Here is a 21,021-nt window from a genome sequence, read left to right as displayed (position 1 = left end):
AGCCCAACGGGGCGATGCGGCCTTCCGACAAGCCCCCTCGCCACAAAAGCCCTTGGTGCACAAAACCCCATTGGCCACAGAAAGCCACTGACCATGGGGAACGATCAGTGGCTCGGGATCAGGTGCAATACTGTTAAACTCCCGCGCCAAATTCCCCTCCTGCAAGGCGCCAGCATGTCTTCCTTGAATCAGGCGCTGCGCGCCGCCCTCGATCATCGCCAGGACCTGCTCGCCGAGCTGCATCAGCAAGGCACCGATTGCTATCGCCTGTTCCACGGCAGCCAGGAAGGCGCCGGTGGCCTGACCATCGACCGCTACGGCCCGCAATTGCTGGTGCAAAGCTTCCACCAGGCGCTGGAACGTGACGCGTTGCTGCAACTGCACGAGACCGTCAATCAACACCTTGGCCTCGATACGCTGCTGGTCTACAACGACCGCTCCCGGGGCAACTCGCGTATCGACCGCGAAGACACGGTCTACCGCGCCCACGAGGCGGCCCTGCAAGACCTGATCGGCCACGAATGGGGCCTGAACTACCGGGTTCGCGGGCGTCATGCCGGTCAGGATCCGCTGCTGTTCCTTGATCTGCGCAACACCCGCGGCTGGGTCAAGGAGCACAGCAAAAACAAAAGCGTGCTGAACCTGTTTGCCTACACCTGTGGTGTCGGCCTGAGTGCTGCGGCCGGTGGGGCACGTGAGGTGTGCAACCTGGACTTCGCCGAGGGCAATCTGGCGGTCGGCCGCGAGAACGGTCTGCTCAATCCGCAATTGCCTGCGATGGAGTTCATCCAGTCCGATTACTTCCCGGCCATCCGCCAACTGGCGGGGCTGCCGATCAGTCAGCGGCGCGGGCAGAAACTGCCGAGTTACACGCGTCTCGACCAGCGTCAGTACGACCTGGTGCTGCTCGATCCACCCGCCTGGGCCAAGAGCGCGTTCGGCACGGTCGACCTGCTGCGCGACTACCAGAGTCTGCTCAAGCCCGCGCTGCTGACCACCGCCGACAACGGCGTGCTGATCTGCTGCAACAACCTGGCAAAGGTCAGCATGGACGATTGGCGCGAGCAGGTTTTGCGTTGCGCGGAGAAGGCCGGGCGGCCGGTGCGTGAGTGGACCGTCATGAAACCGGGCGGCGATTTCCCGTCGATGGATCAACAGCCGCCGCTGAAAACGTTGATTCTGCAACTCTGATCACGCAGGAAAATTCCTACGCTAATTTCTGAAAAACCAGAAGAGTGCGATCACTTCGGAACCGGAATCGCGTGCCATACTCCAACGCACTCCGATTCAGACAGATGAAGCCGCACATGCCCAAAGGATTGATTCGCGCTATTGGCGCTTTGTTGACTGCTCTGGCCCTTTACAGCCTGCTGGGGTTTCTGATTTTGCCGGGCATTGCGTTGCGGGTCGCCAACCAGCAATTGGCCAGCTACGCCACGATGCCCGCCACGATTTCCCGGATCGAACTCAACCCTTTCAGCCTGGAAGTGACCCTCTGGGGTCTGGTCATCGGCGAGCCGGGCAAGGAACAGGTCGGCTTTGAACGCCTGTATGCCAACCTGCAGATCGACAGCCTGTGGACCAAGGCGTTGCACCTGTCCGATATCGAACTGGACAAACCCAAGACCGAAATCCTTTTCGGCAAGGACGGCAAACTCAATCTGCTTGGCCTGTTCAAACTCCCCGCCAGCGAACCGACCCCAGCCGACCCGAACGCCAAGCCATTCCCGTTGCGCGTGGAACGGATCAAGCTGGCTGGCGGCAATGTGCACTTCCAGGATGCACGCCCCAGCGAACCCATCGAATTCCTCTACGACAAGCTCGACTTCGAACTGAAAAACCTCAGCACCCTGCCCGAAGACAGTGCCGACATGACGTTGGTGGCCGTCGGCCCGGCCGGTGGACAGATCGACTGGACCGGTAACTTCAGCCTGATCCCGATTGCCTCCGAAGGTAAGCTGAAGATCACCGACGGCAAGATGAAAGCCTTTTGGCCCTATGTGCGTGACGCTTTGCCTCTGGTGCTCAAAGACGGCGTCGTCAACCTGAGCACCGACTACAAACTCAACCTGTCCAAGGAAACCGAGCTGCTGCTAAGTAACGTCGCCGTCAGCATCGCGCCATTCGCCATCAACGCCCCAGATGGTCGACCGCTGGCGAAACTCGAACGTCTGGACATCAGCGAAACCACGGTGGACCTCGCCAAACAGCAAGTGGTGGTCGGCAAGATCCGTAGCAATAAACTGGAAACCTGGGCCGCCCTGGAAGCCGATGGGCAACTCGACTGGCAAAAACTGTTCGCCAGCCAACCGTCCAAAGCAGCGGTCAAAGCCAACGCCGAACCGGCGAAAACTCCGGCGGCAGCCGATTCGCCCAAAGCCGAACCCGCGCCACCGAGCAAACCGTGGCAAGTCCTGCTCAAAGACGTACAACTGCGCAACTACCAGGTGCATCTGGCCGACCGCAAGGCACAACCCGCCGTTGCGTTGGATGTCGGCCCGCTGAACCTCGACTTGCAGAACTTCGACAGCCTCAACGGCTCGCCTTTTAACCTCAAGCTCGACACTGGCGTGGGCAAACAAGGCAAGCTCATGGCCGACGGCGTGGTTAACCTGGCACCGGTCAGCGCCAAATTGAACGTGCAGACCAAGGACATCGACCTGCGTGTCGCCCAGTCCTACATCAACCCGTTCATTCGCCTGGAACTGCGCAGCGGCATGCTCGGCAGTGATCTGGCGGTCGATCTGAAAAGCACCGAGCCATTGGCGTTCAGCGTCACCGGTAAAGCGCAGGTCGATCAACTGCACACCCTCGACACCCTCAAGACCCGCGACTTCCTCAAGTGGCAGCAGTTGGTGCTCGAAGGTCTGAACTATCAACACGGCGACAGCCTGTCGATCGACAAGGTCAACCTGTTCCAGCCTTACGTGCGTTTCATGATCAACGATGACCGCACCACCAACATCGATGACCTGCTGATCCCGCAACCGGCCGACACCGGAGTTGCCAAGACCGCCGCAGCCAAACCCGCCAGCAAGGACAAACCGCTGGGCATTCACATTGGCGGCATTGCCATCAATGACGGTTCGGCGAACTTCGCCGACTTCAGCCTGACTCCGAACTTCGCCACGGCCGTGCAGCAGCTCAACGGGCAGATCGGCACCATCGACAGCCGGCAGGCAAAACCGGCCACCGTCGATATCAAAGGCAAGGTCGACCGCTACGCGCCCGTGACCATCAAGGGTTCGGTCAATCCGTTCGACCCGATGTCCAGCCTCGACATCGCCACCAGTTTCAAACGCGTGGAATTGACCACGCTGACGCCCTACTCCGGCAAGTTCGCCGGTTACCGTATCCGCAAGGGCCGGCTCAATCTCGACCTGCACTACATCATCGTCAAGGGCCAGCTCAAGGCCGAGAACAAAGTGGTCGTCGAGCAGCTGCAACTGGGTGAGAAAGTCGACAGTCCGGACGCTGTAAGCCTGCCGCTGAAACTGGCGATCGCGTTGCTCAAGGACGTCGACGGCAAGATTTCCATCGAGCTGCCGGTAACCGGCGACTTGAACAACCCGCAGTTCAGCGTCATGCCGATTGTCTGGCAGACCCTGCGCAACCTGATCGTCAAGGCGGCTGCCGCGCCGTTCAAAATGATTGGCGGGCTGGTCAGTGGCGGCGGTTCCGAAGATTTGGGCACTGTCTCGTTTGCGCCGGGCTCGAGTGAGCTGAGCAAGGACGCCGAGGGTTCGTTGGTCAAACTGTCCCAGGCCCTCAAGGAACGTCCTGCCCTGCGCCTGGAAATCGAAGGCACCGCGGCCGCCAAAAGCGACGGCCCACTGATTGCCGAGCAACGGCTTGAGCGCGAATATCAGTACAACTACTACAAAATGCTCCAGCGACGCGGTGACAAGGTTCCGGCCCAGGCTTCGTTGCTGCAAGTGCCGGACGGCGAGAAAGGTCCGCTGTTGGAAGGGATCTACCGCACGCGCCTGAAGACTCAGCCACCGGCTGAATGGAAGGATCTGGGCAAGGAAGAACGCACCGTTAAAATGCGCGCAGACGTGATCAAATTCTGGAGCACCAGCGATGTGTTGCTGCGCCAACTGGGCCAGGAACGCGCCAGCAGCATCAAGGATTATCTGGTGGACAAGGCCCAGATGGCCGATGACCGCGTCTACTTCATCGACGCCCAACTGGGCGAGGCCGAAAGTGACGGTCGGGTGGTAACACCGATGCACCTGGATGCCGAGTGATGATCAGACGATTGCTGATCAGCCTGACCCTGGCGCTGGCGGCCGGTCAGGCCTCGGCGGCCGATACCCTGCGCTGCGGCAGCCAATTGGTCAGCGTCGGGGACAGGTCCAGCGAGGTGCTGCAGAAGTGCGGTGAACCCGTCAGCCGCGATCTGCTGGGCTACAAGCGCAGCGCCAACCGGCGGGAAGAGTTTCAGGTCGAGGAATGGACCTACGGGCCCAATGGCGGGATGTATCAATACCTGCGGTTTGAAGGTAATCGTCTGAAACAGATCACCAGTAAACGCGGTAACTGAACCCACAATCCAAAGTGGGCACATACCAATGTGGGAGCGAGCCTGCTCGCGATGGCGGTGTGTCATTCAGCATTGATGTTGACGGACACACCGCTATCGCGAGCAGGCTCACTCCCACATTGGTTTTTGCGACGCCCACAATAGAACAGGCCCCCGACACGAATGTCGGAGGCCTGTAATGGCCACATCCTTGTGGCCTTTCGCATGAACTCTCCAGATGCGGCTGGCGTATTGCTCGGCCCGCCTGCCGCGCCTTCTCCCAGTCCAGGCGAGAAGTCTTGCCTTACTCGGCTTTCAGGCCGTCAGCGGATACCGCTTTGACGCCTTTGATTTTCTTGGTGATCGCCACAGCGGTGGCTTTCTGAGCGTCAGTCACCGCAACGGTGGACGACAGGGATACAACACCTTTGTTGGTTTCGACTTTGATATCGGTACCAGGAATGCCTTTTTCAGTTACCAGGTCACTTTTGACTTTGGTGGTGATCCAGGTATCGGAGGTAGCTTCTTTGGCTTTGGTCACTTCACCGGCTGCCAGGACCATTGGAGCCTGGGTCACCTGGGTTTGAGCGAATGCAGCGTTGGCCATGGTCAGGGTCAGCGCGGTAGCAGTAGCGGCAGCGATAGCGAACTTCTTCATACGAGTAACTCCTGTTTTTCTAGAAAGTCTGCTGCGTGTCTTGTCAGCAGGGTTACTGGGTATATTGCGAACGCTGTGCCAACTTTGAGACAGGAAATAATTCCTTATAAAACAGTTACTTATGAAACAGGCCGATTTTCGAAATCATGCAAAATGCATGACTTCGAGATTCTCTACATGCAAGTTGCGGTTTTTGACGTGGGCCTAAGGCCATGAATTGTCGAGAATTTCTTTCTTTCACGAGTTTTCCCCTACGTCAGACAAAAAAAATGCCCTGTCTTTGCAGACAGGGCACTCGTCAAGCCGCCGAGAAACTACGTTCCGGTGGCATTACAACCTTTCGGCGCGTAATCAGGCGCAACCGTGGTGGCGCATGTCCAGCCAGCCAACGTGCGCGACAGGGTGATTGTCTTGCTCAAAACCGGACCCGGTGCATTAAGAATCGTGCAAGCGATAGAACCGGTACCATCAGTCGCCACGCCAGAAGCTGTAGTGGTGCAGTTAGAGGTAGTGGCTGTTCCCCCGACCTTCGTCAGATCCGGATTGGTACCGGAGTTCATAAGGTCCTCAAACGGGACTTTCAACGCTGTGATCTCTGCCAGACCGGCCGTCACCTTGGCACGCGCTTGATACTTCGAATAAGCCGGCAACGCAAACGTCGCCAGAATCCCGATGATCGCTACCACGATCAGCAATTCGATCAGGGTAAAACCTTTTTGAGTATTCATAGACAGGCTCCATGCATGAGTCGAAATCTCATGATCTGAACTAGCTTCAGCACACCCCGTGCCAAGCGCTGCGCCCCCTGTTCACGGGGCGCGAAGCGAGAGCAAAGACCTTTCCTACCCCCAGGATCCGCACTATCTGACACTATTTGTCACCTGACGGCCGCTGGTTTGGCTCAGCGCCTTGACTAGGCTATAAGTCATGAACTGTCTGCGTCCGGTATCCCTATGAATGACATCGCCCTTAGCGGTCTGGCCAAGCAACTGGTCCTGGCCGAACTGCTTACTGAACAAAGCGCGCAACAGGCGTATCAGCAAGCCCAACGCAGCAGAATCTCCCTGGTCAGTTACCTGGTGCAGAACAAACTGGTGAAGAGCCGACAGGTCGCCGAGATTGCGTCGGAGCATTTCGGCATGGCGCTGCTCGACCTCAATTGCCTGGACAGGGAAACCCAGCCCCGAGGGTTGGTCAGCGAGAAGCTGATCCGTCAGCACCACGCCCTGCCCCTCTGGCGCCGTGGCAACAAACTGTTCGTGGGGATTTGCGACCCGACCAATCATCAAGCCATCAATGACATCCAGTTCAGCACCGGGTTGAACACCGAAGCCATCCTGGTGGAGGACGATAAACTCAGCGACGCCATCGAGAAATTCTTCGACAGCCATTCCACCGGCCTGGAAGACATGGCCGATGTTGACCTTGACGGGCTGGACATCGAGTCGGTCGACGACAACAAAAAGGACGCCATCGCCGGCCAGGATGCCGATGACGCGCCGGTGGTGCGTTTCGTCCACAAGATGTTGCTCGATGCGATCAAAAGCGGCTCTTCCGACCTGCATTTCGAACCCTACGAAAAAACCTACCGGGTGCGGATGCGCACCGACGGCATGCTCCGCGAAGTCGCCAGTCCGCCAAGCCAACTGGCCAACCGCATTGCGGCGCGGCTGAAAGTCATGGCCAGCCTCGACATCTCCGAGCGGCGCAAACCCCAGGACGGGCGGATCAAGATGCGCCTGTCCAAGACCAAGTCCATCGACTTCCGGGTCAATACCCTGCCAACCCTGTGGGGCGAGAAAGTGGTGATCCGGATCCTCGACCCGTCCAGCGCGCAAATGGGCATCGATGCCCTCGGCTACGAGCCTGAGCAGAAAGACTTGTACATGGCCGCGCTGAAGCAGCCACAGGGGATGATCCTGGTCACCGGGCCGACCGGCTCGGGCAAGACCGTGTCGCTCTACACCGGCCTGAATATCCTCAACACCGTGGACATCAACATCTCCACCGCCGAAGACCCGGTGGAGATCAACATGGAGGGCATCAACCAGGTCAACGTCAACCCCAAGCAAGGGCTGGATTTCGCCCAGGCGCTGCGATCATTCCTGCGTCAGGACCCGGACGTGATCATGGTCGGTGAAATCCGCGACCTCGAAACCGCCGAAGTCGCCATCAAGGCCGCCCAGACCGGGCACATGGTGCTTTCCACCTTGCACACCAACAGTGCTGCAGAAACCCTGACCCGCTTGCACAACATGGGCATTCAGGGCTTCAACATCGCCACCTCGGTCACCCTGATCATCGCCCAGCGGCTGGCGCGCAAATTGTGCAGCCATTGCAAGAAACCCATCGTGATTCCCCGCGAAGCGCTGCTCAAGGAAGGCTTCCCCGAGGAACGCATCGGCTCATTCACGATCTATGAGCCGGTCGGCTGTGATCAGTGCAACCGCGGTTACAAAGGTCGAGTGGGGATTTATGAAGTGGTAAAGAACACACCGGACCTGCAACGACTGATCATGGCCGAAGGCAACTCACTGGAAATCGACATCCAGATGCGCAAGGACGGTTTTAATGACTTGCGCACCTCGGGCTTGATCAAGGCCATGCAAGGCGTCACCAGCCTTGAAGAAATCAACCGGGTCACCAAGGACTGAACATGGCGGTCAAAGCAGCAAAAATCAGTGTCTACGCCTGGGAAGGAACGGACAGGAAAGGTTCCAAAATGACCGGCGAGTTGAGCGGTCTCAACCCGGCGCTGATCAAGGCCCAGTTGCGCAAGCAGGGAATCAACCCCGGCAAGGTGCGCAAGAAATCCGCCTCGATTTTCAGCTTTGGCAACCGCATCAAGGCTCAGGAAATTGCCCTGTTTACCCGGCAGATGGCAACGATGATGAAAGCCGGCGTGCCGCTGCTGCAATCGTTCGACATCATCGGTGAAGGCTTCGACAACCCGGCCATGCGCAAACTGGTGGACGAGGTGAAGCAGGAAGTCGCGGCGGGTAACAGCTTCGCTGCGTCCTTGCGAAAAAAGCCGCAGTACTTCGATGAGCTGTACTGCAACCTGGTGGACGCGGGTGAGCAGGCCGGCGCGCTGGACACCCTGCTGGAACGGGTGGCGACTTATAAGGAAAAGAGCGAAAGCCTCAAGGCCAAGATCAAGAAAGCCATGACCTACCCGCTGGCGGTGGTCTTTGTGGCGATCATTGTCACCGGGATTCTGCTGGTCAAGGTGGTGCCGCAGTTCGAGTCGGTGTTCAAGGGCTTTGGCGCCGAATTGCCGGCCTTCACCGTGATGGTCATCGGCTTGTCGGAGTTCTTGCAGGCTTGGTGGTGGATGTTACTTGGCGTGTTGATCGCCGCGATCTTCGGTGTGCGCCACGCCTTTGAAACCTCCCAGGCCTTTCGGGACCGCATGGACACTTGGCTGCTGAAGCTGCCGCTGATCGGCACACTGATGTACAAGTCCGCCGTGGCCCGTTACGCCCGCACCCTGTCGACCACATTCGCCGCCGGTGTGCCGTTGGTCGAGGCCCTGGAGTCAGTGGCGGGCGCGACCGGCAACATCGTGTTCAAGCGAGCGGTGCTGCGCATCAAGCAGGACGTGTCGACCGGCATGCAGCTGAATTTCTCCATGCGCACCTCGGGCATCTTTCCCAGCATGGCGATCCAGTTGACCGCCATTGGCGAAGAATCCGGTGCACTGGACGACATGCTCGATAAGGTCGCGAGCTTCTACGAGGACGAAGTGGACAATATGGTCGATAACCTCACCAGCCTGATGGAGCCGTTCATCATGGTGGTGCTGGGTGTTATTGTCGGTGGCCTGGTGGTTGCGATGTACCTGCCCATCTTCCAACTCGGCTCAGCGATCTGACATGCCCTTGAACGAAATCCTGATCCTCTATCCGCTGGTGTTCGTGGTCATCGCCCTGGCGGTCGGCCTGCTGGTTGGCAGTTTCCTCAACGTGGTGGTCTGGCGCCTGCCGAAAATGCTCCACCGCGAATGGCGGCTGCAAGCCCATGACGTGTTGGGCGTTCCGCCCGAAGCACCGGGCCCGGCCTACAACTTGATGCTGCCTCATTCCCACTGCCCACAGTGCGACCATCGAATCCGCGCCTGGGAAAACATCCCGCTGCTCAGTTATCTGTTTTTACGGGGTCGATGCTCGAACTGCGCCGCGCCAATCAGCAAACGTTATCCGCTGACTGAACTGGCCTGCGGTCTGCTCTCGGGGTTTATCGCCTGGCATTTCGGCTTCGGCTGGCAGGCCTGCATGGTGCTGGTGCTGACCTGGGGTTTGCTGGGCATGAGTCTGATCGACGCCGAGCACCAACTGCTGCCGGATGTGTTGGTGCTGCCGCTGCTGTGGCTGGGGTTGATCGTCAACAGCTTCGGATTGTTCGTGTCATTGCATGAAGCGTTGTGGGGCGCAGTGGCCGGTTACATGACGTTGTGGTCGGTGTTCTGGCTGTTCAAGCTGCTCACCGGCAAGGATGGCATCGGCCATGGCGATTTCAAGCTGCTGGCCCTGCTCGGGGCCTGGGGTGGCTGGCAGATATTGCCGCTGACCCTCCTCCTGTCATCGCTCGTGGGGGCCATCATCGGGGTAATTTTGCTGCGACTGCGCAACGCGAAAACCTCGACTCCGATCCCCTTCGGACCCTTTCTGGCAATTGCCGGCTGGATTGCCTTGCTCTGGGGTGGTCAAATAACCGGCTTCTATTGGCAGTTTGTCGGTTTGAAATGAATACCCCTGTGGAAAAACCCTGGATCCTGGGCTTGACCGGCGGCATCGGCAGCGGCAAAAGCGCGGCTGCCCAGCACTTCATCGACCTGGGCGTGCACGTAGTGGACGCCGATCATGCAGCCCGCTGGGTGGTGGAGCCGGGGCGCCCGGCGCTGGCGAAGATCGCCGAACATTTCGGCCCCGGCGTATTGCAAGCCGACGGGCAACTGGATCGCGCGGCATTGCGCAAACTGATCTTTGAGGTGGCGGAGGAACGCCGCTGGCTCGAAGCGTTGCTGCATCCGCTGATCGCCAAGGAAATCACCGATCACCTGGCCAAGGCACAATCGCCTTACGCGATTCTGGTTTCGCCGTTGCTGATCGAGTCCGGCCAGTACGCCATGACCCAACGGGTCCTGGTGATCGACGCCCCGGAACAGCTACAGATCGAACGCACCTTGCAGCGTGACCAGACCAGCGAGCAACAGGTCCAGGCGATCCTCAAGGCGCAATCCAGCCGCCAGGACCGCGTGAGCCACGCCGACGATGTGGTGGTCAACGACCGCGACCTCGCCTGGCTGCACAGCGAGGTCGAACGCCTGCATCACTTTTACCTTACTTTGCGTGGAGGCCAGTCATGAGCCAGACCCCAACCGTCAATTGTCCAACCTGTGGCGCCCCTGTCGAATGGAGCGCCGACAGCACGTTCCGGCCATTCTGTTCGGACCGTTGCAAACTGATCGACCTGGGCGCCTGGGCATCGGAAGAACACAAGATTCCGGTCAGCCCGGACGCCGAAGACGAGATGTTCAGCGAAGACTTCGAGCCGCGCCACTGAGACTCAGGGCCGCATAAAGCCATAGTCCTGGTCTTCATCGAGGTTTTCCGCGAGAAAGCGCAACTCGTCGGCCAGGTCTTCGGCACTGCGCACCGCCTTGCTCTGCTGCACCACCGCGCTGAGCAAGGCGCGCAGGCTCAATCCCGGATCAAACCCCACTTCCTGCGCGCCATCCAGACTCTGACGCAGCTCCTGCCTTGCCCATTCGTACACACTCATTTCGATGCTCCTGAAGGTTTTGCAGAGCATGGAAGCGTCAGCGATTGATGGATTTGATGTGGATCAAGACTTGGGATCGTCGTCTTTCCAGGGCGCCGAAAGGTAGCGTGTGCGGTTGAAGGTCTCCAGCCATTCCGGGCTGAACACCACCAGCGCGCTGACAATCATGCCGTTGATGAAAGCTTCCGGAAAAATCAGCAGCCACAGATAACCGACAAAATCTTCCAGCCAGTACGGCATCTCGAAACGTTCGTTGAACCACAACAGCCACAGCGCCAGTAATAGGCACAGCAACGCTGACAGCGCCGCTGCAAAGAAGCCGGAAACGAAGATATACACAAAGGGATTTCGCGGCTGTGCGCGCTCGACCAGGATCGCACAGCATTCGGTCACCAGCACCGGCAACAAAATCAGCAGCGCACCGTTGACCCCGAAGGCCGCCAGATCCTGACGCCCGAGCAGCACCAGCCCGCACTGCGCCACCAAGGCACCGACGATCGCCAACGGCCAATCCAGCAGCAACGTTACAGCCGTCATGCCAATGAAGTGATACGACACGCCTGTATCGAAATCACGTCGTACCAGCCACAGCATGAACAGCGCGAACACCGTGCCGAACAGCAAATGCTGACGGCGGCTGTCGGTGAACAGTTCAACCCACGGCGCACGCCAGATGGCCCAGAGCAACACAGGCACAAGAATCAGCCAGCCGACTGTCAGCGTTTGCAGGGACAGCAGCTCGGCACCGATCATGGTCGAACCTTCTCCAGTGCCTCATGCAGCTGCGCGGCCGTGGCATATTCGTGTTGCGCAACCAAATGACCGTCTTTGAGTTGCAGCCACAGCACTTTATCCACAGCCCCGGGATAGCGCGGCGCCACACGCCCCTCGCGGTCCAGCATGACCCGGTAGGCATAATCGCGCATGGCCGGAACGGCAAACATCTTCGCGATCAGCCGTGGCATGCGCTGGATGTCCGCTAAAAACACGACGTGTCGCGCCTCCAGATAACCCTTGGGCTGGCCTTGCAGCGCAGCGTCAACCAGTTTGGCAGCGTCCATGCTTCGCGCCACCAGCAACGTCTGAGTCTGATTATCGAGCGTGTAGGCCTGGTCGAATTGATCGAGCAAGGTCCAGGGCGCCAGTCGCTCACCCACCTCCAGCGCCTGGGCCCATAAGGGCAGAAGACTCAGCAGTAACACCGGCCAATATTTCACGTTCAACCCCTTGTCAGATCGCTTAGGCATCATTGCCATCAGTCTACACCGCCCGTTCCGACTGCCCAGTGACGTCCTTTGCCGGTAAACGCTTTCAGCTTGTCGCATTTGAACGCTAAGCTTGGGCCTATGGATGACTCAGATTATTTACGCCTGCTGACCATCGCGGCCGAGCAAGCCAACGCATTCCTGTCCAATGCCCGCAAATGGGAGCGTGAGCGTTGGGTTTGCCAGCGCCTGCTGCAAGGCCTGAACATTCCCTATCGCGCCGACGAGTTTGCCCCTGCCGGGGAGCCACCGGACGTGCTGTTTCGTGACGCCAGTTTCGAGGTGTTCTTCGTCCTCGACGAAGGCCGGCGCCTCAACGACGAATGGCGCGATGAGCTGCAACGCCGGCGCAGCGCGTTTTCCCTGAGCCAGCTCGTGCGTCGCGAGGCCAAGCCCCGGCGCATTCCCGCTAATGAATTTCTGCTGAGACTGGCGCCGACCTTGCGTAAAAAAGCGCACAACTACAAAGAACGCGGCATGGACCTGGGGGAACTGGACATCATCGCGTTCGCCAGCCTCAAGCGTGAAGTACTGGACCTCAACAGCCATTTTCCACCGCCGACCGAATACCTGCGCCAGGGCTGGCGCTCGCTGTCGCTGGTCGGCCCGACGTTCGCCCGCGTGCTGTTCGCCCACCCGGATGCCCCGGATTTCCTGCGCAATAACCTGGGGCGCAGCATCGTCTTCGACGTCGGGATCAGCCTGTGAGCCCGTTACAGGAATTAATCGCCGAAGTCCCACAAACCGGCCGCGTGCGCTGGATCGGCGTGCGCCCGGAACCTCACGTGCCGATGATCGAACTGGATGCCGTGGAGGCGCGACTTGAAGCCGGCCTGACCGGCGACCGAGCCCGCCCCGGTGTCCGCAATGCGCGGCAAGTGACGTTGATCCAGTGGGAACATCTGGCGGTGATCAGTTCGCTGATGGGCCGCCCGCACGACCAACCGGTCTTGCCTGAAGAGTTGCGGCGCAACCTCGTTATCAGTGGTATCAACCTGTTCAGCCTCAAGGGTCGGCGTTTCCGCATCGGCCAGGCCATTTTCGAAACCACCGGCTGGTGCCAGCCGTGTGCGCGTCTGCAGAACAACCTGGGCCCCGGGACGTTTCAGGCCGTTCGCGGACATGGCGGAATCACAGCCCGAGTGTTACAAGGTGGAATCATCCGCCTGGACGATACGGTGAGCGTCGAGCCCATTCCCGACAGCGGCTATGCTCCGTTCAACGTTCGTTAATCAGCCTGTAGCTTCTACACATTCAGCAACGTCTACCTGACGAGGCCCAATATGACCAGCCGCCTGAACCCCGACGACCAGAAGCATGTCGAAGAGTACCTGCACCTGTCCCAGCACCGAGTCGAGCGCCGGCCTTTCCGGCCGTGGATGCTCCTGGTGGTGGTGTTGGCAGTGACCATTGGTTTAGGCCTGTTGAGCCGATTTATCAGTTACCTGACGCTATGAGCAGCTTCGCGCTCGCTCGGGTAATTGCACCGATTTCTTTTAGCCTTGCGAGATATCCCTATGACTCATCGTATTGTCATCGTTGGCGGCGGCGCCGGCGGTCTGGAGTTGGCTACCCGTCTGGGTAAGACTCTGGGCAAACGTGGCACGGCCAGTGTGATGCTGGTCGACGCGAACCTGACCCACATCTGGAAGCCGCTGTTGCACGAAGTGGCGGCCGGGTCGCTGAACTCTTCCGAAGACGAACTCAACTATGTTGCCCAGGCGAAATGGAACCACTTCGAGTTCCAGCTGGGGCGCATGAGCGGGCTCGATCGCGAACGAAAGAAAATCCAGCTGGCCGCCACTTACGACGAAGCCGGCCTGGAACTGGTGCCGGCGCGTGAAGTGGCTTACGACTCGCTGGTGATTGCCGTCGGCAGTACCACCAACGATTTCGGCACGCAGGGCGCGGCGCAGCATTGCCTGTTTCTCGACACCCGCAAACAGGCCGAGCGTTTCCACCAGCAACTGCTCAATCACTACCTGCGCGCCCATGCCGGTCAGACCGACAAGGTCGAGCAGATCAGCGTCGCCATCGTCGGTGCGGGGGCCACCGGGGTTGAGCTGGCCGCCGAACTGCACAACGCCGCGCATGAATTGGCGGCTTACGGCCTGGACCGGATCAAACCGGAAAACATGCACATCACCCTGATCGAAGCCGGCCCACGGGTGCTGCCAGCCCTGCCGGAACGCATCGGCGGGCCTGTGCATAAAACCCTGGAGAAGCTCGGGGTCAACGTCATGACCAATGCGGCGGTCAGCGAAGTGACTGCTGACAGCTTGATCACCGCCGACGGCAAAGTGATCAACGCCAGCCTGAAAGTCTGGGCCGCCGGCATTCGTGCGCCGGGTTTCCTCAAGGACATCGATGGCCTGGAAACCAACCGCATCAACCAGCTGCAAGTGCTGCCGACCCTGCAAACCACCCGCGACGAAAACATTTTCGCCTTCGGGGACTGCGCGGCCTGCCCGCAACCGGGCACCGATCGCAACGTACCGCCGCGCGCCCAAGCTGCGCACCAGCAAGCTTCGTTGCTGGCCAAATCGCTGAAACTGCGGATCGAAGGCAAGGCGTTGCCGGAGTACAAGTACACCGATTACGGCTCGCTGATCTCGCTGTCACGTTTTTCGGCGGTGGGTAACTTGATGGGCAACCTGACCGGGAGCGTGATGCTCGAAGGCTGGCTGGCGCGGATGTTCTACGTGTCGCTATATCGCATGCACCAGATGGCGCTGTATGGCGCGTTTCGCACGGCGATGCTGATGCTCGGTAGCAAAATCGGCCGCGGGACTGAGCCGCGACTCAAACTGCACTAGGATTTTCAGCGTCTATCTAGGCCTTTTCGCGGGCAAGCCCGCTCCCACAGGTAATGTGTCGACCGTGAAATCCGCGTTCAACGCGTAACCTGCAGGAGCGAGGCTTGCCCGCGATGCAGGCGCCTCGGTCTAACCTGCGGACACTTGTGTGTCTCACTGTATCTCCCGCCGCGATTCCACCCCTTCGCTTACAAACTCCCCCTTGCGCGACACAGTAGCGATACACCCCGCCCTTTAAATGGCCACATCCGAGCAAGGCAACTCGCCCGCTACGGTTATCGCCGCACTCACGTGGCGTCCTTTATCGAACGGTTGTGTCGTGCAACCCAGGAGTATTGAAATGTCCCGTACTACCAAAAACACTATTGGCCTGCTCGGCGCTGTTTTGGCCGGCGGCATGATGTTGTCCGGTTCCGTATTCGCAGCGCAGCCGTTGACCCAGGGCTACCTGCTGGCCTCGGCCGAACAGGTGGTGAAAACCCCTGAAGGCAAGTGTGGCGAAGGCAAGTGTGGCGATGCGTCGATGGCGAAGACCGATACCGATGGCGACGGCAAGGTCTCCCGTGCCGAATTCCAGAAAGTCGCGCCGAAGTCCAATTTTGACAAGATCGACACCAACCATGATGGCTTCATCGACGAGCAAGAGGCTTACGACAACGTAAAAGCCAACTTCGAAGCCAATGGCAAGAAAATGCCAAAAGGTCTCTTCGAACATTTGAAAGACCAAGACGGCGCCTAAGCCTTCAGGAATCAAACCGCGCTTTTCCTTCGGGAAGCGCGGTTTTTTTCGTCTGGCGATTTACACCTGGAAGCGCTGCACCATAGTGCGCAGCGAATTGGCCAGTTGTGAAAGCTCATGGCTCGAAGCGTTGGTCTGATCCGCACCGGCCGCGGAACGCACCGACAGGTCGCGGATATTCACCAGGTTGCGGTCGACTTCCCGCGCCACTTGCGCTTGTTCTTCAGCAGCGCTGGCGATCACCAGGTTACGTTCGTGAATCTGATGGACCGACTCGGTGATGGTCTGCAACGCCTCGCCCGCACGCTCGGCCAGGGCCAATGTGCTGGCCGCACGGGTCGAGCTCGCCTGCATGGAGTCCAGCGCCTGGGTTGAGCCACTGCGCATGCCCTGTACCATTTGCTCGATTTCCTGGGTCGATTGCTGGGTGCGATACGCCAGCGCACGTACTTCGTCCGCCACCACCGCAAAACCTCGACCGCTTTCCCCGGCCCGCGCCGCTTCGATGGCTGCGTTGAGCGCCAGCAGATTAGTTTGCTCGGCAATGGCCCGAATCACATCCAGCACCTTGCCAATGTCCTGCGACTGGTTGGCCAGGGATTGCACCAGCCCACCGGTGATCTGCACATCGCTGGCAAGTGCGCTGATGGCGGTGACGGTTTCGCTGACACGCTCCTGGCCAACGTGTGCGGACTCACTGGATTGGCGCGTGGCGTCGGAGGTCGACACGGCGTTGCGCGCAACCTCTTCCACGGCGGTGGTCATTTCAGTGACGGCGGTGGCGGCTTGTTCAATCTCGTTGTTCTGTTGTTGCAGGTTCTGCGTGCCGTCGAGGGTGACGGCGTTCAACTCATCAGCCGCCGTGGCCAATTGCGCCGCCGAACCGCTGATACCTTGCAGGGTTTCCCGCAGGTTCTGTTGCATGGTCGCGAGGGCCTTGAGCAAGCGGCTTACTTCGTCATTGCCATGGGTTTCGATGGGGCGAGTCAGATCGCCTCGGGCTACGTTTTCTGCGGCATGCAAGGCTTCGCCCAGCGGTTTGACGATGCTGCGCGTGAGCAACATCGCAAGGCCAACGGTGGCCAAGGCTGCGAGGGCGATGAACAAGCTAACGATCATCCGAGATGTTTCGTAGTGCGCTTCGGATTTCTGGCTTTCGGCGGCGACCTGTTTGGCGAACAGATCGGCCAAGTCATTGAGCTGTTTACCGGAACCATCGACCACGGTTTTCATGTCCACCAGCAGCAGCTTGGTCAGTTCGTCACGGCGCCCCTGCTCCGCCAGTGAGAACGATTGGGCAATGCCGGCACGATACGCCGCGAAGGTGGTTTTGAACTGGTCATACAGCGCCTTGCCTTCGACGGTGTTGACCAACTGGTCGTAGGCCGCAATCTTTTCGCTCAGTTCTTTGTCGCGGGTATCCATCTGGCCGCGATAGACAGGAATGTTCTTCGGGTCCTGATCGAGGGCCATGCGCAGGGAAATGGTGCGGATGCGCAGCATGATCTCGCGGATCTCGTCCCCGCCGCGGATACTCGGCAGCCATTGTTTCTCCACGGCCACTTCGCTGTCGCGAATACTCGACATCTGCCCCAGTGCAAAAATCCCGAGCAAAGCAACCAGTACGGCAATCAGGGCAAACCCCAGGGCGGCCCGAGGAGCAATATTCAACTGACGAAGCAACATAACGAACGCCCTATTCTTGTAGTGGCTTGGATAAGGGGTGTTGTTTCGGCAGTACCCCGTCGCCTCGTTATCGGCAAGTTGTACGATGACTGAAGTGTTGCTTCTTGAAAAACAAAAAATCGAAGACAAAAAAAATCCCCGTATCTTTCGATACGAGGATTTTTAGTATGGTCGGGGTAAGGGGATTCGAACTCCTGACATCCTGCTCCCAAAGCAGGCGCGCTACCGGACTGCGCTATACCCCGGTAAAAAAAAGGCACCTTTTAAAGGCGCCTTCTGCGAACAGAGCTTTTGGCGTCTGATCTTAAGATCTGATCCCAGCGTTAACTGGTTTCAAAAATGGTGGGTCGTGTGGGATTCGAACCTACGACCAATTGGTTAAAAGCCAACTGCTCTACCAACTGAGCTAACGACCCAAAAATGGTCGGGGTAAGGGGATTCGAACTCCTGACATCCTGCTCCCAAAGCAGGCGCGCTACCGGACTGCGCTATACCCCGGTTTGAAATTGGCTCCGTGACCAGGACTCGAACCTGGGACCCAATGATTAACAGTCATTTGCTCTACCGACTGAGCTATCACGGAACTACATATTTCAATTTACAACTGTGACGCTTGCTTCACCTCTTCGACCCGTTCGCATCGCTGCGTTCGTGTGTCTGAGGCGCGCTATTCTACAATCTTAAGCACCTCTGTCAACCCCTTAAATTGCATTCAAGTTAATGATTTGCAACTTATTTCAGATTCCTGCTTGGGGAGCAGAAACCCTTACGGGTGACTTACTGCGGGGCGCACTTTACAAGCCTTTTCCTTTCAGTTCAACAACCTGACGAAAAAAAGGCCTCGCGATGCGAGGCCTTGTTTATTTCACTGCCGTGACGGGTCAGGCAAATACGATTTCGTCGTTCTCCACCGTGCCGACAGCCGTGTCGCCAGCCATGAAACGACCGGACAGAATCAGCTGTGCCAGCGGGTTCTCGATCCAGCGCTGAATCGCCCGTTTGAGCGGTCGTGCGCCGTACACCGGGTCGTATCCCACCGCAATCAGCTTGTCCATGGCCTCTGGACTCAGCTCCAGTTTCAGCTCGCGCTCAGTCAGACGACTGCGCAGACGACCCAACTGGATCTCGGTAATGCCCGCGATCTGATCCCGCGCCAATGGCTCGAAGATCACCACTTCGTCGACCCGGTTGATGAACTCCGGCCGGAAGTGCGTGGAAATCGCATCCATCACCGCCGCACGCTGCGCCTCGCGATCACCGACCAGTTCCTGGATCTGCACCGAGCCCAGGTTGGAGGTCATGACGATCACGGTGTTCTTGAAATCCACCGTGCGGCCATGGCTGTCCGTCAGGCGGCCATCTTCCAGCACTTGCAGCAAGATGTTGAACACATCCGGGTGGGCCTTCTCGACCTCGTCCAGGAGGATCACCGAATAAGGCTTGCGACGCACCGCCTCGGTCAGGTAACCGCCCTCTTCATAGCCCACGTAGCCCGGTGGGGCACCGATCAGCCGGGCCACGGAGTGTTTCTCCATAAACTCGGACATGTCGATCCTCACCATCGCCTCTTCCGTATCAAAGAGGAACTCGGCCAGCGCCTTGCACAGCTCGGTTTTACCGACACCGGTCGGGCCGAGGAACATGAACGAACCGCTTGGGCGATTCGGGTCGGACAACCCGGCCCGGGAACGCCGCACCGCGTTGGAAACGGCGATCACCGCTTCGTCCTGACCGATCACACGCTGGTGTAACAGGCTTTCCATCTTCATCAGCTTGTCGCGCTCGCCCTCGAGCATTTTCGACACCGGAATGCCGGTCCACTTCGAGACGACTTCGGCGATCTCTTCTTCTGTCACCTTGCTGCGCAGCAACTGGTTTTCGCTTTTACCGTGCTGATCGACCATTTGCAGGCTGCGCTCCAGGTCCGGGATCACACCGTATTGCAGCTCGGCCATGCGGTTCAGGTCGCCTTTACGGCGCGCGGCTTCCAGTTCCTGACGGGACTGTTCGATTTTCTGCTGGATCTGCGCAGAGCCCTGTACCTCGGCTTTTTCCGAGTTCCAGATTTCTTCTAGGTCCGAATACTCACGTTCGAGGCGGACGATTTCTTCCTGAAGTTTTTCCAGACGTTTTATCGCGGCTTCGTCGCTTTCTTTCTTCAGCGCCTGGGATTCCACCTTCAACTGAATCAAGCGACGTTCCAGGCGATCCAGGACTTCCGGCTTGGAGTCGATCTCCATGCGGATACGGCTGGCCGCTTCGTCGATCAGGTCGATGGCCTTGTCCGGCAATTGACGGTCTGTAATGTAGCGATGGCTGAGCTTGGCCGCGGCGATGATGGCGCCGTCGGTGATCGCGACTTTGTGGTGAACCTCATAACGCTCTTTGAGGCCACGCAGAATCGCGATGGTGTCTTCTTCGCTCGGCTCGTCCACCAGGACTTTCTGGAAGCGCCGTTCGAGGGCTGCATCCTTCTCTATATATTGGCGGTACTCGTTGAGTGTCGTCGCGCCAACGCAGTGCAGCTCACCGCGCGCCAACGCGGGCTTGAGCATGTTGCCCGCATCCATCGAGCCTTCGCCTTTGCCGGCGCCGACCATGGTGTGCAGTTCGTCGATGAACAGAATGATTTGCCCTTCCTGCTTCGACAGCTCGTTGAGCAAGGATTTGAGGCGTTCTTCGAACTCGCCGCGGTACTTGGCACCGGCGATCAGCGCCCCCATGTCCAGGGACAACAGACGCTTGCCCTTGAGACCGTCCGGCACTTCACCGTTGATGATGCGCTGGGCCAGGCCTTCGGCGATGGCGGTTTTACCCACGCCAGGTTCACCGATCAGCACCGGGTTATTCTTGGTGCGACGTTGCAGGACCTGGATGGTCCGGCGAATTTCGTCGTCACGGCCGATCACCGGGTCGAGCTTGCCTTCTTCGGCACGCTTGGTCAGGTCGACGGTGTACTTGTCCAGCGCCTGGCGCGATTCTTCGTGGTTGGCGTCATTGACCGCTTCGCCGCCACGCAGATTAGTGATCGCGTTTTCGAGGGCTTTTTTGCTGACGCCCTGACCGAGCAGCAATTTTCCGAGCTTGCTGTTCTCGTCCATCGCGGCGAGCAACACCAACTCACTGGAAATGAACTGATCGCCCTTCTGCTGGGCCAGGCGATCGGCCTGGTTAAGTAGGCGCGCCAGATCCTGCGACATGTTCACGTCGCCGGTCGGGTTCTGGATTTTCGGGAGCTGGTCGAGCTCTTTGGTCAGCTCTTTACGCAGGCTGTTGACGTCGAAACCGACCTGCATCAACAGGGGTTTGATCGAACCACCCTGCTGTTCAAGCATGGCCTGCATCAAGTGCGCCGGCTCGATGCCGGGATGGTCCAGGCCGACGGCCAGGGATTGGGCGTCGGATAGAGCTAACTGCAACTTGCTGGTTAAACGATCTATACGCATGGGTCACCTTCCTTTTGAGCAGGCCGGACCTATAAAACATCCTGAATGAAGAAACCTGCCAGATACCTCATTAGATGTGGTCGATTCTGGGAGATTCAAGCG

Annotated in this window: 20 protein-coding genes, 4 tRNA genes and 1 pseudogene; 13 read left to right on the top strand and 12 right to left on the bottom strand. The window is 58.8% G+C overall.

Annotated features, from left to right (window positions below; translation table 11 throughout):
• The first annotated feature begins 174 nt into the window (after nucleotides 1-174).
• The 3 genes from K0F88_RS19295 (at nucleotide 175) to K0F88_RS19285 (ending at nucleotide 4,546) form a co-directional block, all read left to right on the top strand.
• Nucleotides 175-1,191 (top strand): class I SAM-dependent rRNA methyltransferase, encoded by a 1,017-nt coding sequence (locus K0F88_RS19295; protein WP_219096104.1) that lies wholly within the window; start codon nucleotides 175-177, stop codon nucleotides 1,189-1,191.
• Nucleotides 1,192-1,295: 104 nt separating this feature from the next.
• Nucleotides 1,296-4,250 (top strand): DUF748 domain-containing protein, encoded by a 2,955-nt coding sequence (locus K0F88_RS19290; protein ID WP_219096103.1) that lies wholly within the window; start codon nucleotides 1,296-1,298, stop codon nucleotides 4,248-4,250.
• Nucleotides 4,250-4,546: a DUF2845 domain-containing protein gene (locus K0F88_RS19285; protein WP_094470605.1), complete on the top strand. Its 297-nt coding sequence runs from the start codon at nucleotides 4,250-4,252 to the stop codon at nucleotides 4,544-4,546. Before K0F88_RS19290 ends, K0F88_RS19285 begins: the two co-directional genes overlap by 1 nt.
• Nucleotides 4,547-4,829: 283 nt before the next feature.
• On the opposite strand, the gene K0F88_RS19280 is transcribed toward K0F88_RS19285, so the two are convergent.
• On the bottom strand, nucleotides 4,830-5,183 hold the full coding sequence (locus K0F88_RS19280; protein WP_219096102.1) for a BON domain-containing protein: 354 nt from the start codon (nucleotides 5,181-5,183) through the stop codon (nucleotides 4,830-4,832).
• Between the two features lie 314 nt (nucleotides 5,184-5,497).
• Nucleotides 5,498-5,911, bottom strand: a complete 414-nt coding sequence (locus K0F88_RS19275) for a pilin (protein WP_094470603.1) — start codon at nucleotides 5,909-5,911, stop codon at nucleotides 5,498-5,500.
• A gap of 225 nt (nucleotides 5,912-6,136) precedes the next feature.
• Here K0F88_RS19275 and pilB point away from each other — a divergent pair, with 225 nt between their 5' ends.
• The 5 genes from pilB to yacG are packed head-to-tail and all read left to right on the top strand — an operon-like array spanning nucleotide 6,137 to nucleotide 10,748.
• Entirely contained in the window at nucleotides 6,137-7,837 is a 1,701-nt protein-coding gene (gene pilB / locus K0F88_RS19270; RefSeq protein ID WP_094470602.1) for a type IV-A pilus assembly ATPase PilB, read from the top strand.
• Nucleotides 7,838-7,839: 2 nt separating this feature from the next.
• The gene (locus K0F88_RS19265; protein ID WP_094470601.1) at nucleotides 7,840-9,057 is read left to right on the top strand and encodes a type II secretion system F family protein; all 1,218 of its coding nucleotides are present in this window, start codon (nucleotides 7,840-7,842) and stop codon (nucleotides 9,055-9,057) included.
• 1 nt (nucleotide 9,058) lies between these two features.
• The gene (locus K0F88_RS19260) at nucleotides 9,059-9,931 is read left to right on the top strand and encodes an A24 family peptidase (RefSeq protein ID WP_219096101.1); all 873 of its coding nucleotides are present in this window, start codon (nucleotides 9,059-9,061) and stop codon (nucleotides 9,929-9,931) included.
• On the top strand, nucleotides 9,928-10,551 hold the full coding sequence (gene coaE / locus K0F88_RS19255) for a dephospho-CoA kinase (protein WP_219096100.1): 624 nt from the start codon (nucleotides 9,928-9,930) through the stop codon (nucleotides 10,549-10,551). Before K0F88_RS19260 ends, coaE begins: the two co-directional genes overlap by 4 nt.
• Nucleotides 10,548-10,748, top strand: coding sequence for a DNA gyrase inhibitor YacG (yacG, locus tag K0F88_RS19250; RefSeq protein ID WP_094470598.1), 201 nt, complete (start codon nucleotides 10,548-10,550; stop codon nucleotides 10,746-10,748). The genes coaE and yacG overlap by 4 nt, the downstream gene beginning before the upstream one ends.
• Before the next feature lie 3 nt (nucleotides 10,749-10,751).
• Here yacG and K0F88_RS19245 read toward each other — a convergent pair whose 3' ends face one another.
• The 3 genes from K0F88_RS19245 to K0F88_RS19235 form a co-directional block, all read right to left on the bottom strand.
• The gene (locus K0F88_RS19245) at nucleotides 10,752-10,967 is read right to left on the bottom strand and encodes a hypothetical protein (RefSeq protein ID WP_094470597.1); all 216 of its coding nucleotides are present in this window, start codon (nucleotides 10,965-10,967) and stop codon (nucleotides 10,752-10,754) included.
• 63 nt (nucleotides 10,968-11,030) lie between these two features.
• Nucleotides 11,031-11,720 carry an energy-coupling factor ABC transporter permease gene (locus K0F88_RS19240; protein ID WP_094470596.1) on the bottom strand — a complete coding sequence of 230 codons (690 nt, stop codon included), beginning with the start codon at nucleotides 11,718-11,720 and terminating at the stop codon, nucleotides 11,031-11,033.
• Nucleotides 11,717-12,184, bottom strand: a complete 468-nt coding sequence (locus K0F88_RS19235; RefSeq protein WP_094470617.1) for an FAD/FMN-containing dehydrogenase — start codon at nucleotides 12,182-12,184, stop codon at nucleotides 11,717-11,719. Before K0F88_RS19235 ends, K0F88_RS19240 begins: the two co-directional genes overlap by 4 nt.
• Before the next feature lie 129 nt (nucleotides 12,185-12,313).
• Here K0F88_RS19235 and K0F88_RS19230 point away from each other — a divergent pair, with 129 nt between their 5' ends.
• From K0F88_RS19230 to K0F88_RS19210, 5 genes are all read left to right on the top strand, one after another.
• Complete coding sequence (locus tag K0F88_RS19230) at nucleotides 12,314-12,940, top strand: DUF1780 domain-containing protein (RefSeq protein WP_109634930.1); 627 nt, start codon at nucleotides 12,314-12,316, stop codon at nucleotides 12,938-12,940.
• Nucleotides 12,937-13,464, top strand: a complete 528-nt coding sequence (locus tag K0F88_RS19225) for an MOSC domain-containing protein (RefSeq protein WP_094470594.1) — start codon at nucleotides 12,937-12,939, stop codon at nucleotides 13,462-13,464. The genes K0F88_RS19230 and K0F88_RS19225 overlap by 4 nt, the downstream gene beginning before the upstream one ends.
• A gap of 51 nt (nucleotides 13,465-13,515) precedes the next feature.
• Complete coding sequence (locus K0F88_RS19220; RefSeq protein ID WP_008028730.1) at nucleotides 13,516-13,689, top strand: DUF3094 domain-containing protein; 174 nt, start codon at nucleotides 13,516-13,518, stop codon at nucleotides 13,687-13,689.
• Nucleotides 13,690-13,749: 60 nt separating this feature from the next.
• Nucleotides 13,750-15,048, top strand: coding sequence for an NAD(P)/FAD-dependent oxidoreductase (locus tag K0F88_RS19215; protein ID WP_219096099.1), 1,299 nt, complete (start codon nucleotides 13,750-13,752; stop codon nucleotides 15,046-15,048).
• A gap of 340 nt (nucleotides 15,049-15,388) precedes the next feature.
• Entirely contained in the window at nucleotides 15,389-15,787 is a 399-nt protein-coding gene (locus K0F88_RS19210) for a hypothetical protein (RefSeq protein ID WP_010467563.1), read from the top strand.
• 60 nt (nucleotides 15,788-15,847) lie between these two features.
• On the opposite strand, the gene K0F88_RS33010 is transcribed toward K0F88_RS19210, so the two are convergent.
• From K0F88_RS33010 to clpB, 7 genes and pseudogenes are all read right to left on the bottom strand, one after another.
• Entirely contained in the window at nucleotides 15,848-16,711 is an 864-nt protein-coding gene (locus K0F88_RS33010) for a methyl-accepting chemotaxis protein (protein WP_374039726.1), read from the bottom strand.
• Nucleotides 16,703-17,473: pseudogene (locus tag K0F88_RS33005) on the bottom strand (MCP four helix bundle domain-containing protein); the annotation flags it as partial. The gene K0F88_RS33010 and the pseudogene K0F88_RS33005, both read right to left, overlap by 9 nt.
• Before the next feature lie 168 nt (nucleotides 17,474-17,641).
• Nucleotides 17,642-17,718 (bottom strand) — tRNA-Pro (locus K0F88_RS19200).
• Nucleotides 17,719-17,813: 95 nt separating this feature from the next.
• A tRNA-Lys gene (locus K0F88_RS19195) sits at nucleotides 17,814-17,889 on the bottom strand.
• Between the two features lie 5 nt (nucleotides 17,890-17,894).
• A tRNA-Pro gene (locus tag K0F88_RS19190) sits at nucleotides 17,895-17,971 on the bottom strand.
• Between the two features lie 9 nt (nucleotides 17,972-17,980).
• Nucleotides 17,981-18,056, bottom strand: a tRNA-Asn gene (locus K0F88_RS19185).
• Nucleotides 18,057-18,354: 298 nt separating this feature from the next.
• Complete coding sequence (gene clpB, locus K0F88_RS19180; RefSeq protein ID WP_219096097.1) at nucleotides 18,355-20,919, bottom strand: ATP-dependent chaperone ClpB; 2,565 nt, start codon at nucleotides 20,917-20,919, stop codon at nucleotides 18,355-18,357.
• Nucleotides 20,920-21,021: the final 102 nt, after the last annotated feature.

Origin of the sequence: Pseudomonas sp. UMAB-40, from assembly GCF_900095275.1 — a bacterium.
Lineage (GTDB): Bacteria > Pseudomonadota > Gammaproteobacteria > Pseudomonadales > Pseudomonadaceae > Aquipseudomonas > Aquipseudomonas mandelii_B.
The sequence above is the reverse complement of the archived record's forward strand: the minus strand, read 5'-3'. Positions and strand labels throughout refer to the sequence as shown.

What these genes read in the sequence shown, in the direction of transcription:
- K0F88_RS19295 (WP_219096104.1), top strand. Translation starts at nt 175, where the DNA reads ATGTCTTCCTTGAATCAGGCGCTGCGCGCCGCCCTCGATCATCGCCAG.
- K0F88_RS19290 (WP_219096103.1), top strand. Translation starts at nt 1,296, where the DNA reads ATGAAGCCGCACATGCCCAAAGGATTGATTCGCGCTATTGGCGCTTTG.
- K0F88_RS19285 (WP_094470605.1), top strand. Translation starts at nt 4,250, where the DNA reads ATGATCAGACGATTGCTGATCAGCCTGACCCTGGCGCTGGCGGCCGGT.
- K0F88_RS19280 (WP_219096102.1), bottom strand. Translation starts at nt 5,183, where the DNA reads ATGAAGAAGTTCGCTATCGCTGCCGCTACTGCTACCGCGCTGACCCTG.
- K0F88_RS19275 (WP_094470603.1), bottom strand. Translation starts at nt 5,911, where the DNA reads ATGAATACTCAAAAAGGTTTTACCCTGATCGAATTGCTGATCGTGGTA.
- pilB (WP_094470602.1), top strand. Translation starts at nt 6,137, where the DNA reads ATGAATGACATCGCCCTTAGCGGTCTGGCCAAGCAACTGGTCCTGGCC.
- K0F88_RS19265 (WP_094470601.1), top strand. Translation starts at nt 7,840, where the DNA reads ATGGCGGTCAAAGCAGCAAAAATCAGTGTCTACGCCTGGGAAGGAACG.
- K0F88_RS19260 (WP_219096101.1), top strand. Translation starts at nt 9,059, where the DNA reads ATGCCCTTGAACGAAATCCTGATCCTCTATCCGCTGGTGTTCGTGGTC.
- coaE (WP_219096100.1), top strand. Translation starts at nt 9,928, where the DNA reads ATGAATACCCCTGTGGAAAAACCCTGGATCCTGGGCTTGACCGGCGGC.
- yacG (WP_094470598.1), top strand. Translation starts at nt 10,548, where the DNA reads ATGAGCCAGACCCCAACCGTCAATTGTCCAACCTGTGGCGCCCCTGTC.
- K0F88_RS19245 (WP_094470597.1), bottom strand. Translation starts at nt 10,967, where the DNA reads ATGAGTGTGTACGAATGGGCAAGGCAGGAGCTGCGTCAGAGTCTGGAT.
- K0F88_RS19240 (WP_094470596.1), bottom strand. Translation starts at nt 11,720, where the DNA reads ATGATCGGTGCCGAGCTGCTGTCCCTGCAAACGCTGACAGTCGGCTGG.
- K0F88_RS19230 (WP_109634930.1), top strand. Translation starts at nt 12,314, where the DNA reads ATGGATGACTCAGATTATTTACGCCTGCTGACCATCGCGGCCGAGCAA.
- K0F88_RS19220 (WP_008028730.1), top strand. Translation starts at nt 13,516, where the DNA reads ATGACCAGCCGCCTGAACCCCGACGACCAGAAGCATGTCGAAGAGTAC.
- K0F88_RS19215 (WP_219096099.1), top strand. Translation starts at nt 13,750, where the DNA reads ATGACTCATCGTATTGTCATCGTTGGCGGCGGCGCCGGCGGTCTGGAG.
- K0F88_RS19210 (WP_010467563.1), top strand. Translation starts at nt 15,389, where the DNA reads ATGTCCCGTACTACCAAAAACACTATTGGCCTGCTCGGCGCTGTTTTG.
- K0F88_RS33010 (WP_374039726.1), bottom strand. Translation starts at nt 16,711, where the DNA reads ATGCAACAGAACCTGCGGGAAACCCTGCAAGGTATCAGCGGTTCGGCG.
- clpB (WP_219096097.1), bottom strand. Translation starts at nt 20,919, where the DNA reads ATGCGTATAGATCGTTTAACCAGCAAGTTGCAGTTAGCTCTATCCGAC.